11 protein-coding genes and 2 pseudogenes are annotated in these 13,123 nt (G+C 67.0%); 4 read left to right on the top strand and 9 right to left on the bottom strand.

Annotated features, from left to right (window positions below):
- Window positions 1-63: 63 nt before the first annotated feature.
- The 8 genes from QSJ19_RS25945 to QSJ19_RS25910 all read right to left on the bottom strand — a co-directional run bounded on the left by QSJ19_RS25945 (window position 64) and on the right by QSJ19_RS25910 (window position 9,595).
- The gene (locus QSJ19_RS25945) at window positions 64-1,152 is read right to left on the bottom strand and encodes an aldo/keto reductase (protein WP_286323937.1); all 1,089 of its coding nucleotides are present in this window, start codon (window positions 1,150-1,152) and stop codon (window positions 64-66) included.
- Window positions 1,153-1,168: 16 nt separating this feature from the next.
- Window positions 1,169-3,184, bottom strand: coding sequence for an ABC transporter permease (locus QSJ19_RS25940; RefSeq protein WP_286323936.1), 2,016 nt, complete (start codon window positions 3,182-3,184; stop codon window positions 1,169-1,171).
- 40 nt (window positions 3,185-3,224) lie between these two features.
- Window positions 3,225-4,406, bottom strand: coding sequence for an ABC transporter substrate-binding protein (locus tag QSJ19_RS25935; RefSeq protein ID WP_286323935.1), 1,182 nt, complete (start codon window positions 4,404-4,406; stop codon window positions 3,225-3,227).
- Window positions 4,403-5,206, bottom strand: a complete 804-nt coding sequence (locus QSJ19_RS25930) for an ABC transporter ATP-binding protein (RefSeq protein WP_286323934.1) — start codon at window positions 5,204-5,206, stop codon at window positions 4,403-4,405. Before QSJ19_RS25930 ends, QSJ19_RS25935 begins: the two co-directional genes overlap by 4 nt.
- Window positions 5,203-5,904 carry an ABC transporter ATP-binding protein gene (locus QSJ19_RS25925; protein WP_286323933.1) on the bottom strand — a complete coding sequence of 234 codons (702 nt, stop codon included), beginning with the start codon at window positions 5,902-5,904 and terminating at the stop codon, window positions 5,203-5,205. The genes QSJ19_RS25930 and QSJ19_RS25925 overlap by 4 nt, the downstream gene beginning before the upstream one ends.
- Before the next feature lie 20 nt (window positions 5,905-5,924).
- Window positions 5,925-7,097 (bottom strand): M20 family metallopeptidase, encoded by a 1,173-nt coding sequence (locus tag QSJ19_RS25920; RefSeq protein WP_286323932.1) that lies wholly within the window; start codon window positions 7,095-7,097, stop codon window positions 5,925-5,927.
- Window positions 7,094-8,302: a dipeptidase gene (locus tag QSJ19_RS25915; protein WP_286323930.1), complete on the bottom strand. Its 1,209-nt coding sequence runs from the start codon at window positions 8,300-8,302 to the stop codon at window positions 7,094-7,096. The genes QSJ19_RS25920 and QSJ19_RS25915 overlap by 4 nt, the downstream gene beginning before the upstream one ends.
- Before the next feature lie 123 nt (window positions 8,303-8,425).
- Window positions 8,426-9,595: a CapA family protein gene (locus QSJ19_RS25910; RefSeq protein ID WP_286323929.1), complete on the bottom strand. Its 1,170-nt coding sequence runs from the start codon at window positions 9,593-9,595 to the stop codon at window positions 8,426-8,428.
- Between the two features lie 170 nt (window positions 9,596-9,765).
- Here QSJ19_RS25910 and QSJ19_RS25905 point away from each other — a divergent pair, with 170 nt between their 5' ends.
- Window positions 9,766-10,512: an IclR family transcriptional regulator gene (locus QSJ19_RS25905; RefSeq protein WP_286323928.1), complete on the top strand. Its 747-nt coding sequence runs from the start codon at window positions 9,766-9,768 to the stop codon at window positions 10,510-10,512.
- 10 nt (window positions 10,513-10,522) lie between these two features.
- Here QSJ19_RS25905 and QSJ19_RS25900 read toward each other — a convergent pair whose 3' ends face one another.
- Window positions 10,523-11,317, bottom strand: a complete 795-nt coding sequence (locus QSJ19_RS25900; protein ID WP_286323927.1) for an alpha/beta fold hydrolase — start codon at window positions 11,315-11,317, stop codon at window positions 10,523-10,525.
- Window positions 11,318-11,355: 38 nt separating this feature from the next.
- Here QSJ19_RS25900 and QSJ19_RS26910 point away from each other — a divergent pair, with 38 nt between their 5' ends.
- The 3 genes and pseudogenes from QSJ19_RS26910 to QSJ19_RS25890 all read left to right on the top strand — a co-directional run.
- On the top strand, window positions 11,356-11,883 hold the full coding sequence (locus QSJ19_RS26910; RefSeq protein WP_353507181.1) for an oxidoreductase: 528 nt from the start codon (window positions 11,356-11,358) through the stop codon (window positions 11,881-11,883).
- Window positions 11,771-12,752, top strand: a pseudogene (locus QSJ19_RS26905) (oxidoreductase). The gene QSJ19_RS26910 and the pseudogene QSJ19_RS26905 overlap by 113 nt, the downstream one beginning before the upstream one ends.
- A gap of 131 nt (window positions 12,753-12,883) precedes the next feature.
- A pseudogene (locus QSJ19_RS25890) lies at window positions 12,884-13,123 on the top strand (NADPH:quinone reductase); the annotation flags it as partial.

Genomic DNA, 13,123 nt, shown 5'->3' with positions numbered 1-13,123 from the left:
ATGGACTACAGGTCAAGTGCGCTCAACACCATCGACGGCTCACTCCCTGCCGCGAGGGGCCTCTCATCGAACCGCGGCGGGGCGACGGCGCACGGTCGGGGTCCCCGGCGCGGCGGCGCGACGCCGGGAACTCGCCTGCCCGATCGACGGGGGTACGTAGCCAGCATCCGCCGGATTGAGCGTCACGCCGGGAGGCACGATCGCGTCGATCGCATCCAGCAGATCGTCGTCGAGGGTGATCGAGGGAGCCACCAGTTGCGCCGTCAACTGCGCGAGGGTGCGCGGACCGACGATCACCGACGACACTGCGGGATGATGCAACGTCCAGGCGAGTGCCAGATCGACCAGACTGATCCCCGCCTCGTCCGCGAGGTCCAGCAGGTCCTCGGCCGCCCGTCGCTTCCGGATGTTCGCCGGAAGCGCCTGGTCGTGGCGCGTCCCCATGATCTCCGCACGGCTGGACGAGGCGACGTCTTCGCCCCGGCGCCATCGCCCGGACAACCACCCGCCCGCCAGCGGACTCCACGTGAGGACGCCGAGCCGGAACTGCTCGGCGACCGGCAGCAAGGCGCGCTCGATCCCACGGGCGAGGATCGAGTACGGGGCCTGCTCACTGGACGCGGCCACGTGGAAGCCCGCCCGCGCCAAGTACTGCGCCTCGACAACCTCGTGCGGCTCGAAGGTCGACGTGCCGTAATACCGGATCCTTCCCTCGCGGACGAGATCCGACAGCACACCGATCGTCTCCTCCAGAGGTGTGGCCGGATCGGGTCGGTGAACTTGGTACAGGTCGAGGTGGTCGGTGCGCAGACGTCGAAGGCTGTCCTCGACGGCGCGCTTCACCCATCGCCGCGAGTTACCGCCCCGATTGACGTCGCCGCCCATACCCCCGTGGAACTTCGAGGCCAGGAAGATGTTGTCGCGGCGCCCCCGGATGGCCTGCCCGACGATCTGCTCGGACTCCCCCTGCGAGTACACGTCGGCGGTGTCGACTACGTTGATTCCCGCGTCGAGCGCCGCCCCGACGATCCGTTCGGCCTCGTCGGCTCCCGTGCTGAACTGGGACCCGAAGTTCATCGAGCCAAGAGCCAGCGGGCTCACTTTGACCCCGGTGCGCCCGAACGGCCGGAACCAGTCGTGGTTGGTGGGCATGCTCGTGATGACTCCTTCAAAGTTGGTGGCTGGTGCGCCGCGGTACGTGCCGGGCCGAGACCCGTGAACGGCCGACGGTCAGACCTCGGTGGTCAGAACTTTTCTTCGGCGGTGCATCGCCGCTGTCGGAGTCCTCGTGTCCGGTACGTGCCGCCATGACATGGGCACGGGCCACAAGTCGGCGGATCACCAAGAAGCCGAGCGCTCCGAAGCCGAAGATGATCGAACTCCACCCGCCCTGGCTCGCGAGCAGGTAGGGAAGCAGAACAATGAAGGAGGCACCGACCAGGGGCCCGACCACGACCGAGTTCTGTCCCGCGATCGCCGCGGCGAGCAGTATGGTCACGCTGGTCCAGATCCCGAACGACTCGGGGGTGATGATGCCGGATTGCAACGAGCTGAGTGATCCAGCCAACGCGCCACCGCCACCGCTGACCGCGATCGCCGCGACTCTCAGCCACCTGACGTCGAGCCCGATCGACTCCGCCCCGAGATCGGCGTCCCGTGCTGCCCTGATCTTCATCCCGATCTTCGCTCTGCTGAACCAGCCGAGCGCGCCGAGCGCGATGGCCGTCAACAGAGCGGTCGCGATCCAGATGTCGTAAGGCGTGATCGCGGTCCAGCCGATCAGATCCAGCGACGGGAGCACGATACCCAGCTCGCCGCGGGTCAGGCCGGTCCACGCCTTGGCGAGTTCGGGAACGGCCAGGGTGAACTGAAGGGTCAGGATGCCCAGATAGATGCCCGACAAGCGGATGATGCTCGCGCCGATGACCGCGCCGAATGCGAGACCGACGATCAGAGATCCCACGACGGCCACGAGCGGGGACGCACCAGCCTCGCTGACGAGGAGCCCGGTACAGTACCCGCCCACCATCATGAACCCGCCCTGGGCGACGGCGAGCCGGCCCGACATACCCGACGCCACGTTCTGACCCGCGACCGCGACGGCCATGGCGATGGCTGTGGCGAGGACGAAGACGAACGAGCCGTCCAGATTCCTCGGCAGCACCACCACCAGCACAAACACCACGACGAGAGCAGCAGGCACCGCGACGGTGCGAGCGCGCACCCGGTCCGGCGCCGCGGCACGTACCTTTTCGGCGGCACCGATCATCGCCGTGACCCATCGCCCACCCGTCGAGTCGGATTGCGCCGGAAGGCCGTTGCTCGCAACCAACGTCTGATGTCCGAGCAGCCCCGTGGGACGCACCATGTACAGGATCGTCAGCAACACCAGCGCGGTGATGGCCTCGTACTGGGGACCCACATAGAACGACACGAGCGCGAGAATCACTCCGTAGACCAGGCACCCGACCACAAGCCCCGCGAACGTACCGATCCCGCCGAGCACGACCGCGGTGAAAGCCGCGATCATGAAGGTGGTGAGGTAGTTCGGATCGAGCTGAGCAGAGATGCTGATCGCCACCCCGGCCATACCGGCGACAGCTCCCGCCGCGGCCCACGCAAGACGTTCGAGCGCCACCACGTTCACGCCGTTGACGGCGGCGGTCGCCGGGTCGTCTGCGACCGCGCGCAGCGCCAGGCCGACTCTTGATCGCTGGAGCCCGATCGACAGCAGACCCACGAGGGCGAGGATCCACACCAGGAACGAGAGTTCGAAGCGACCGACCGTCGCCCCGGCCACCTCGACGGTGCCGTCCAGGATCGACGGGGTCGGCAGAGCCTTCGGATTCTGCCCCCAGACCTCGCCGACGATGCCCATGATCGCCAGTGCCGGACCGAACGTGGCCATCGCGGTCAGCAGCTCCGGCGCGTCGGCCAGATACCGCCCGATGATCAGACCGAACACCAGCGAGGTCAGGGCGCCGACGGCGATCGCCACCGCCCACGCTCCCCAGATGGACAGACCCGACCCGACCAGCTGCCAGGCGGCGTAGCCGCACAGCGTCGCAATCGCCCCCTGCGCGAAGTTGAGAACGTGTGCGAAGCGGAACGTCAGGACGACGCCCAGCGAGATGGCGATGTACAGACCGCTGCTCACGAGACCACTGGCGATCACAACCCACATGGCATGTCTCCTCTTGTTCGTCGGAATGCGCGGAATCGACTCATCGACCGACCTCCACGAACTGTCCGTCCTGCACCTGGTAGACCTTGAAGCTCTCCGTGTTTCCCGCATCGATCGAGCTCACGGTGTCCTTGGTCCACCCCACTCGGTCCACGACGCCAACCTGTTGACCACCGAGGCCGCGCAGCGCTTCCATGAACGAGTCGCGCGTGAGGTCACCCTTCTTCGACGCGTCCTCGATCGCACGTTCGATCATCGCTCCGGTGTTCCAGCCGAGGATGCCGAGGACGGTGGCGGCCTCCGGCTCGATCGCCGCGATCTTCGTCGCGAACTCCTGCACCGCCGGCGACGGGTCGGTTACCAGGGGGAACAACGCGGAGAAGTACATGCCTTCGAGCGCGTCCCCGCCGAGGCCGAGGGTCGTGGAGTTCAGCTGGCCCGAGTACGACATCGCCGGAAGATTCAGGCCTGCCTTCTGGGCCGCCCGCATGGTGCCCGAAATGCTCTGCGCCACAACCTGGAAGACGATCGCATCGGCGCCTGCCGAGCGGAGCTTCTGAACGATGGGGGCGAAGTTCGTGGCGGTGGCCGGGAGCGGGACGTCGACCACCTCGACGCCGAGCTTCCCGGCCTCCACCGGGAAGTGCTTGGCAGCGTCCTCGCCGATCGTCGGGTCGTACACCAGCGCGATCTTCTTCTTGCCCTGCTCGGCGAACGTCTCGAGCCCGACGAAGCTCTCGGTCGTGTAGTCCGTGAACATGCCGAACGCGTTCGGCAGCCCCGACTCCTTGACGACCGAGCCGTTCGCGAGCACGAAGACCGGCACGTCGGGCGCGTTCTTGAGCACCGTCTGCGAACCCGCGAAAGGCGCTGTCGACAGGACGAAGACGCCGAAGGGATCCGACGCGAGCAGTTGACGTGCCGACGTCGAACCTCCGGCGACGGTCCCTTGGCTGTCGACGACCTCCAGCTTGATCTCGTGGCCGTCGAACCCGCCATCGGCGTTCTTGGAGGCGACGTAGGCCTCCAGACCTTCGGTCACCTGATTGTTGATGGCGAGCGGTCCGGTCGCGACGGTCGAGATGCCGATGGTCAGGGGCGCGCCATCGGCGTAGGCCCCCTCACCGCCGATCGACGACGTGCTCGAGCCACACGCGGACACGACCGCCAAACTCACGGCCGCGAGGGCCACACCGGCCCGACGACGAAGTGTTGTTCTCATTTCGGTTCCTTTTTCTGGTCGCCGACGTCTGTCGATGGTGTGGAGACGGCTCCGAGGTAGGCCTCGAGCACGGCCGGGTTGGTACTGATCTCCTGCCAGGACCCCTGCGCGATGAGGGCGCCGGCGTTCATGACGTAGAGGCGATCGCACACGCTGCTGACGAACTCCATGTCGTGCTCGATCAGGAGGATGGAGGCGCCGCGCTCGGCCACCTCGTGACGCATGAGGTCGAGCACCGCGGCCCGGTCGCGCATCGGCACTCCCGCCACGGGCTCGTCCAGGAGCAGCACGCGGGGCCCACAGGCGAGGGCGCGGACCAGCTCGACCAGCTTGCGCTGTCCGCCACTGAGCCGATCAGCGGTCGCGTCGAGCGTGTGCTCGATCCGCAACACCTTCAGGGCATGGCCGATGGCGGCATCCAGCGCCTTCCCCGACCCTGAACGCGCCGCCAGGGCGATGTTCGCGCGCACCGTCAGCGAACCGAAGAGCTGCGCGGTCTGGAAGGTGCGGACCAGGCCGAGTCGAGCGCGTCGCACCGGCCGCGCCTGACCGAGGTCACAGCCGCCGAGCACCACGCTGCCGGTGCCCGCTTCGACGACGCCGGCGAGCGCGTTGACCAGCGTCGACTTGCCTGCTCCATTGGGGCCGATGACTCCGACGATCTCTCCGGGCCTGATCTCCATCGTCAGGTCGGTGAGCGCTTGGAAGGCGCCGAACCTCACCCCGAGGGCGTCCACCTGAAGGATCGCGCGATCGCTCGAGGCGTCCACGGACTGCGACTCGACAGTTGTCTTGGTCATGACATGTACGCCCGTTCGACTCGCTCGTCCACCTGTAGTGCTGCGGCGTCGTCAGCCAGGACGACTTGTCCGCGCTGGAGCACGTAGCCGCGGTCCGCCACCTCAAGGCATCGGTGCACCTGCTGCTCGACGATCAGGACGGCGCGATCGGCAGTGGCGAGCTCGGTGATCACTCCGAAGAGTTCGTCGATGATCCTCGGCGCCAGCCCGAGCGACGGCTCGTCCAGTAGAAGGACCTTCGGTTCGCCCAACATCGCCCGGGCGATCGCGAGCATCTGCTGCTGCCCTCCGGAGAGGCGCCCCCCGAGATCGGACAGCCGCGACTTCATCCACGGGAACCGGTCGAGCACGTCCGCGACCCGGTCGGGCTCACCCGTCCGGGATCCGCGCACGAAAGAACCGAGGAGGAGGTTCTCCTTGATGGTGAGATTCGGCAGGATGCCGCGGCCCTCCACCACGTGGGCGACGCCCAGCCGTGCGATGCGGTGGGGGGAGATCCCGGCAAGATCGGTCGAGCCGACGGTGACGGAACCCGATCGGACGGCGAGGAGTCCGGATACGGTGCGCAGCAGCGTCGACTTCCCGGCTCCGTTGGGGCCGAGTACCGCAACCACTTCCCCGGCGGGTACCTCGAGGGACACCCCTCGGAGGACGGGAACGAGCCCATAACCGGACTCGACCTCGTGGATGGACAGCATGACGGTCTCCTCACCTGCTCTCATTTCGGGATGGATCGATCGCTCGCCGCTCGGTGCAAGCGCGCTCGAAGTTCGGACGAGCGTGCGACATCGGCGATCGTCAGTGCCATGGCGAGGCCGCCCTCGGCAACGAAGCGGTCGCCTTGCACGCCGCCGGCAGCGGCCGCAAAAGCTGCCGTGTGATTCCCCTGGTCTGCAGGCAGGTCGAACGACAACATCGGGTGCAGCGCGGGCACAACCTGGGAGACATTGCCCATGTCCGTCGACCCGAACAGTGCGTCCTCGTAATCCGGGAAGGAGCGACCCGTCTGTTCCGCTCGTCGCTGGAAGATCGTGGCCAGATCGTCATCGTTCCTGAACTCGCGGTACAACGACGGCAGCGTCTCGATGTCGAGTTCAGTTCCGGTCGCATGCGCTCCGGCCTCGAAGCATGCGCGGACCCGCGTCCAGATCTCGTCGACCTCGGCGATGGTGTCGCACCGGATCATGCACTCCACGACTGTGCGATCGGCGATGACGTTCACCGCGCCCCCGGCCTCCTTCACCACGTGGTGGACACGAATCCCGTCGCGAAGCTGTTGGCGTAGCAACCCGATTGCCGCCTGGGCCAGTACCGTCGCATCCGCCGCGTTGCGCGCACTCCACGGGCGTGACGCGTGACCGCCCACGCCCGTATAGGTCAGGCGCCAGGATCGAGCTGCGCGGAACCTCGGGCGCACAACGTCCTTGAGCGAGGGGTGGATCATGATCGCCGCGTGGACTTCGTCGAAGACGCCGGCCCGCACCATGATCTCCTTGCCGGTGCCGCTCTCCTCGGCAGGTGTCCCGAAGACACGCAGCGTCAGATCGAGTTCATCGACGTACGGCGCCAGCGCCAGCGCCGCCCCGACCCCGGCGGCGGCGATGACGTTGTGACCGCATCCGTGACCGATCTCGGGCAGCGCATCCATCTCGACGCAGATGCCGATCAATAGGTCCCCGGAGCCGATCGTCGCCGTGAATGCCGTGTCCAACTCCGCGACGCGTCGTCGGATGACGAACCCGTGCCCGGCGAGCACCTCGATGATCTTCGCCGCGCTCTCGTGCTCCTCGAAGGCCAGTTCGGGATGAGCGTTGATCCAATGGGACAGGTTGATCGCCTCACCGGAGACGTCCTCGAAGGACTGCCCGATTCGCTTGTCGAGGTCGTTCATCGCCACACCTCCGCGAGAAGTCGAAGAATGTTCCCGCCGAGGACCGCCGAGATGTCGGCGTCGCTGTATCCGTGGCCGACGAGCCACTCGGTGATATGTCGGAAGTTCTCCGACGGGTTCTCCAGCCCGTCGACGAAGTCGACCGGCTCGGGATCGAGGCCCTCGGCCGAGAACACGGCGGACGCCCCGATGGCGCTACTGATCGACCGCTGAAACTCCGCGTGGTCGCCGAAAAGTGTGTCGGGACCGAAGGCCACGTGCTCGATCCCCATCAGGTCGACGGCGTAGGCGAAGTGGTCCATGACCGATGCGATCGACTGCGCGCGATGCGCATGCGACAGCGTCGTGTGGGGTGCCGCCTCGATACCCAGCACTCCTCCGCGCTCCGCGAGTGCGGTCAGGACGTGGTCGGGCTTCATTCGGGGGATCGGCCACACCGAGCGTGCCCCGGCATGGGTCACGGCGATCGGTGTCGAGGACGCCTCGATCGCGTCTAGCGAGGTCTGGTCGCTGGCGTGCGAGACGTCGACGAGCATGCCCAGCGCGTTCATCCGTCGCACCGCGCGCTGTCCGAAGTCCGTGAGCCCGGCATCCCGGGCTTCCTTCTGGCCCGTGCCCAGGCTGTTCGAGTCGGAGTAGACCAGGCCCATCTGGCGGATGCCGAGGCCGTAGAGCACGTCGATTCGGTCCAATTCGTTCTCGATCATTCCAGCGGACTCGGTACCGAGTACAAACGCAAGGTCGCCGTTGCGCTTCGCATCGAGGATGTCTTGGAGCGTGCGCACAGCCACGACGCCGTCCTGATGGGCGATGTCGGCGAGACGGAGCCCGAGCGTCGTGACGAGGTCGTCCCATTTCCATCCCGAACGCCGGGAAGAGCCGATCATGCCGAACCAGTTGTCGAAGACGGCGGTGATCCCGGACGTGCGCAGTTGTGCATACGCCGTGAACTCCTGCTTGCTGCTCAGAAACTTGGAGACATCGTCGAAATCGGCAGGCAGAAGCTGCGGGTGGTCGTGGAAACTCACGACCGTACTGTCCTCGAGCAGCCGCTCGACTCGGCGCTCCTGAGCGTCTTCGAGATCCGGCGAGAACGCGCTCCGTCGGTACGACGGGTCGGCCAGCTCGATCGACGGGAAGTCCTCGCCACGCGTCAGGTAGGGGAACGACTCGTAGTCGGCCGCGCGTGCAAGTGGGGTGGTCATCGACCATGCCTTTCTGTGCAGTGTGCCGTATTACGGCACGTCGTGCTGTAATTCAGAACACAACGATGGCGTCCACCGCTACGCGTGTCAACCGTTTCGTGTGACATCCATGTGAATTCGGTTTCATTCCGCGGTGTTGCGCTGCCCGTCACCGAGCGAGTTCACCGCAAGTTCCGTAGACCGGCGCGACACATGCCCCCGCGCGTCGATGCAGACGGCAGGATCGATTTCGCGGGACCCCTGCTCGACACCCTGCAGAATCCGGGCGGCCACCTCCGGACGCGGCAGGACCGGTTGGCTGTCGGAGTCCAGCTCGAAGGGATCGAGCCGGAGCCGCGGTGGAGCGCCGTTCCCGACCTCCACCCGGAACACCGCGCTCTCGTACCAGGCGCCGCGCATCAGCACCGGCCGGTACGGGGCGTACGGGTGGGTATCGGCCGGAACGACCATCGAGTCGGGGTTCCATCCGTCGCACCAGTCGAAGACGAAATTTCCGGTGGAGTACAGGATTACGCCGCTCTCGTAGAACTCGACGGGGTGTAGGCAATGCGGGTGGTGCCCGATGACGACGTCGGCACCCGCGTCGATCAGACGGTGCGCGACTGGACGTTGATAGTCGGCCAGCGGCCCCTGCGCCGAGGGCAGGTACGGGAAGGGAACACCCCAGTGGAGCGCGACGACGACGACGTCGTGCCGTGCCTTGGCGTCACGAATGGCGGCCTCGGCCGAGACCACATCCGGCTCGTGGGCGGCGGAGTGGACATAGGGCGGCGTGGCCGGAGTCTCTTCGAGAAAGCCGGTGTCGAACTCGAACCACTGGCGCACCCGGAGTGGGGCGATACCCGGACGATCCGCGGTGGCGTTGAAGCCGAGCGGGAGGGCGGAGCACAAGCTGAGGAAGGCGAGCGTCTGCCCGCCTACGTCGAGAATGGCAGGCGAGGTCGCCTCGACCCTGGTCTCACCGAATCCCGCGTGCGCGACTCCCGCTTCATCGAGCGACGCGACGGTGTCCCGCATCCCTTGCACGCCATAGTCCATGGCATGGTTCATCGCCAGGGACACGATGTCGAAACCCATCGACGCGAGTTCCATCGCTCCGGCCGCAGGCGCCCTCATGGCGACGAGCTTCTCCGCACGCTCACCCCGCGACGTCAACGGCACCTCGAGGTTGCCGATCACCACGTCACCGCCGGCGAGCAGTCCGAACGCCGGTTGCCCCGGCGCGGCACTCCCGTCCGCCACTTGCCGCGGCCAGCCCCCGACCACGACATCTCCCACAATTGTCAGCTCCATATCCACTCCTCCTCGATGAGGCGCCGCGTTCGCGGTGCCGTATTTGCTCGATCCGGCCCGTCAAGGTGGACGCCGTGCCACGATGAGGTACGCCGTAGCTGATAGCTTTGCGCGTTATGGACACCCCGCACAGCACCCCCCGTTCCCCGGCATCGAGCAAGATCCGCTCGATGAACAGCGTGTTGAGTACCTTGCGCGTCTTCGAGGAGGTCGTGGCCCGTCAGCCGATCGGGGTCTCTGAGCTGTCGCGGCTGACCCAGATCCCGAAGAGCAGCGTCCAGCGCTGTCTGGTCACGCTCCAGCAGGCGGGGTGGCTCCGCATCGTCGACACCGATCTCGCACGCTGGGGTGTCACGTTGAAAGTGCTCGCTCTCAGCCTGCGCGGCGCGGGCGAGCAGGATCTTCGCGAGATCGCCGGACCGGTGATCAAGCGGCTCGCAGAAGAGACCGGTGAGACCGTCTTCCTCGGACTTCGCGACGGCGACGACTACGTGATCATCGGACGCGAAGAGAGCACCCACGTCGTCCGCGTCCACCTCGAGATCGGTCAGCGGCTCCCACTGCGGGCGACCTCGGGCGGAGTGGCCGTGATGGCCCAGCTGGAGCCCGCCGAACTCGACGCCGTCCTCGCAGTCGAGCTCACCGAGTTCGCCGACGCGCCGGTGCAGACCCCCGAAGAGCTGCGCGAGGAGATCGCGAGGACCGCCCGTCGCGGCTATGCGATGAACATGTCCACGTGGTATCGACCGACGGTCGCCTCCATCGGCGCAGCGATCACGAACGCGGCGGGCACACCCGTCGCCGCGGTTGCCCTGTCGGTTCCCGAGCAACGTTGGGACCCGTCACGCGAGGCCGAGACGGCTGCGCGTACCGTCGCGGCTGCCGCCGAGATCAGTGCGTTGATATCGACGGTCTGACGGAACCGGCTCAGGCGTCGACGATCTCGCCGAGCAGCTTCGCGGTGCCCTCGGGGTTCTCGACCGCGAAGTGATGGCTGCCCAGGTCGATCGGGACGACCTCGACGCCGAACCCGGCCAGCACGCCGGGTGCGCCTTCGGCGATCATTTCCCGGATTCCGTAGACGGTCACGGGCCGCGTCACCGCGCGCAGCGCGTCCTCCATCTTCCACCGGACCAGACCCTCGTACGCGGCACTGCCGGCAGGCTGGCGCACCGACACCATGCGCTCGAAGTACTCGTCCTTCAGCGACTCCGCTGTTCCGTCCGGAGATCCGGCCTCGACCATACTGCGCACCAGCGCCGGGAAGTCGTCACGCAGCATCGACAAGAAGCCGTCGGCCTGCTGATCATCGAGCGAACCGAAGAGGAAGGTGTAGTGCAGGGCGTCGAGAGCGGCCACCGATTGCACGCGTTCCGGCGCCAGCAAGGCCACCTCGACGGCCACGGCGCCGCCGAGGGAGTGACCGACGACCCGCGCGTCCGAGACGTCCTCGGCTTCCAACACCGCAACCACGTCGCGAGCGAGCTCGCGCATCGAGTAGTCGTCCCTGCTGGAACGCGAATCGCCGTGCTCGGCGAGATCGACTGCGATAGTCCGCACGTCGTCGGCGAGCTGCTGGACGATCGGATCGTAATCGCTTCTGTCGCAAGCCCATCCATGAATCAGCACCATGATGCGACCGTCAACAGGTCCGCTCACGGTGTACTCGATCGTGGTGTCGGCCGGACGGGTAACCCGACGGCACTCCAGTTCCCTGGTCATCGAAGACTCCTTGTGCCATATAGTGAAACAGCGTGTTGATGGATAGCATGACGGTAATGATGCCCTTCGGCCGTGTCAACCGATCTGAAGGGCGCCGTAGCAAGTTTCACTCCCGTAACACAGCGCGGTTCTGCTGCGGATTGAGACCTTGCCCAGACAGAGGAGCGCTCATGCCCGGCCTGTTCGACCCGATCACCGTGCGCGGCGTGCGACTGAGGAACCGCATCGTGGCGTCCCCGATGTGGCAGTACGCAGGGGTCGACGGTGCACCGACGACGACGCACGTCGTGCATCTCGGGCGTCTGGCCGAGGGCGGTGCTGGGCTCGTCCTGCAGGATGGCACCACCGTCGATCGCCGTGGACGAGGCACCACGGGCGATCTGGGTCTGTGGGACGACACCCCTCACCGCACGCCACAAGGTCCTGGCCGACGCCATCCGAGCGGGCGGCGCCGTGCCCGGGATCCAGCTCATTCACGCGGGTCGCAAAGGCAGGCGAAATCCGCCCTGGTCACCGCGAGACCTACCCCTGCCGGACGGCTCCGACTGGTCGGCGCTGGCCTCTAGCGCCATCCCGATCCCCGACGGTCCCGTCCCAACCGAGATGACCACACTCGACATCGAGCAGACGATCCATGTTTGGGGAGGCCGCACGGAGGGCCCACGAAGCCGGTACGACGTCATCGACGTCCAGGCCGGCCACGGCTACCTCCTGCACACTTTCCTCTCGCCCGTCAGCAACCGGCGCGCCGATCAATCCGGCGGATCCTTCGGGAACCGCGTCCGGTTCGTGGTCGAGGTCATCGACGCGATCCGTCGCGAGTGGCCGGACGACAAGGCCCTGCTGGTCCGGCTGTCCTGCGTTGACGACGGGTGGGGACATCGACGACACCATCGGTCTCGTCGGGCTGCTCGGCGAGCACGGTGTGGACGTCATCGACTGCAGCACCGGCGGTCTCGCCGGCCGGCCTGCCGGCGGCGTCGGCGCACCGGCGTACAGCTATCAGACCGCGTACGCCGAAGATGTCAGCCGACGAACAGGAATGCCGAGCATGGCCGTCGGCCTGATCGTGCACGCTCGCCAGGCGTCGTCGATCGTCGAGACTGGGCAGGCCGACTTCGTCGCACTCGGCCGGGAGCTGTTGAACAACCCGAACTGGCCGTGGGACGCTGCCCGCAAGCTGGGAATCGATGACCCGTACGCGTGGGCGCCGCCGCGTATCGCGCACTGGTTGAGACGACGAGACGAGACTGTGCCCGATCTCGTGCCATCCACCTACACCGACGGCGCGGTGCCCGCGCGCGGAGATCATGCGATGAGGGCCGCATGGTACGACCGAGCGGGCGACGCCCGCGACGTGCTGCACGTCGGCCGCATCCCCGACCCCGGGCCGGGCCCGGCGAGGTGCTTGTTCGCGTCGTCACCTCGGGCGTGAACCCGTCGGACCACGAACGTCGACGCACCGCGTCTCCACCCGACGGGACATCGTGGTTCCCCACAGCGACGGCGCGGGCGTCGTGACCGCCGTCGGTGCGGGCGTGGACCGCTCGTGGAATCGGGCGGCACGTGTGGATCTGGAACGCGGTCAACAGGCACGGCTACGACTCCCCCGCGCCCGGCGAGACCGGCACCGCAGCCGAATTCGTGGCCGTGCCCCAGACCTGCGTCAGCCCGCTACCCGGCGGCGTCGGGTTCGACGTCGGCGCTTGTCTCGGAGTTCCGGCCCTGACCGAGTATTGGGCCGTGCTCGGTGGAGACGACATCGCAGGCAAGACTGTCCTCGTCCAAGGTGGCGCCGGTGCGGTC

Source organism: Gordonia sp. ABSL11-1, from assembly GCF_030315685.1.
Taxonomy (GTDB): Bacteria; Actinomycetota; Actinomycetes; order Mycobacteriales; family Mycobacteriaceae; genus Gordonia.
Note: the sequence above shows the minus strand (reverse complement) of the source record. Positions and strands in the feature narration are given on the sequence as shown.

Excerpts from the sequence above, each read along its gene's own strand:
- QSJ19_RS25945 (WP_286323937.1), bottom strand. The coding sequence starts at position 1,152 with ATGCCCACCAACCACGACTGGTTCCGGCCGTTCGGGCGCACCGGGGTC.
- QSJ19_RS25940 (WP_286323936.1), bottom strand. The coding sequence starts at position 3,184 with ATGTGGGTTGTGATCGCCAGTGGTCTCGTGAGCAGCGGTCTGTACATC.
- QSJ19_RS25935 (WP_286323935.1), bottom strand. The coding sequence starts at position 4,406 with ATGAGAACAACACTTCGTCGTCGGGCCGGTGTGGCCCTCGCGGCCGTG.
- QSJ19_RS25930 (WP_286323934.1), bottom strand. The coding sequence starts at position 5,206 with ATGACCAAGACAACTGTCGAGTCGCAGTCCGTGGACGCCTCGAGCGAT.
- QSJ19_RS25925 (WP_286323933.1), bottom strand. The coding sequence starts at position 5,904 with ATGCTGTCCATCCACGAGGTCGAGTCCGGTTATGGGCTCGTTCCCGTC.
- QSJ19_RS25920 (WP_286323932.1), bottom strand. The coding sequence starts at position 7,097 with ATGAACGACCTCGACAAGCGAATCGGGCAGTCCTTCGAGGACGTCTCC.
- QSJ19_RS25915 (WP_286323930.1), bottom strand. The coding sequence starts at position 8,302 with ATGACCACCCCACTTGCACGCGCGGCCGACTACGAGTCGTTCCCCTAC.
- QSJ19_RS25910 (WP_286323929.1), bottom strand. The coding sequence starts at position 9,595 with ATGGAGCTGACAATTGTGGGAGATGTCGTGGTCGGGGGCTGGCCGCGG.
- QSJ19_RS25905 (WP_286323928.1), top strand. The coding sequence starts at position 9,766 with ATGAACAGCGTGTTGAGTACCTTGCGCGTCTTCGAGGAGGTCGTGGCC.
- QSJ19_RS25900 (WP_286323927.1), bottom strand. The coding sequence starts at position 11,317 with ATGACCAGGGAACTGGAGTGCCGTCGGGTTACCCGTCCGGCCGACACC.
- QSJ19_RS26910 (WP_353507181.1), top strand. The coding sequence starts at position 11,356 with ATGGATAGCATGACGGTAATGATGCCCTTCGGCCGTGTCAACCGATCT.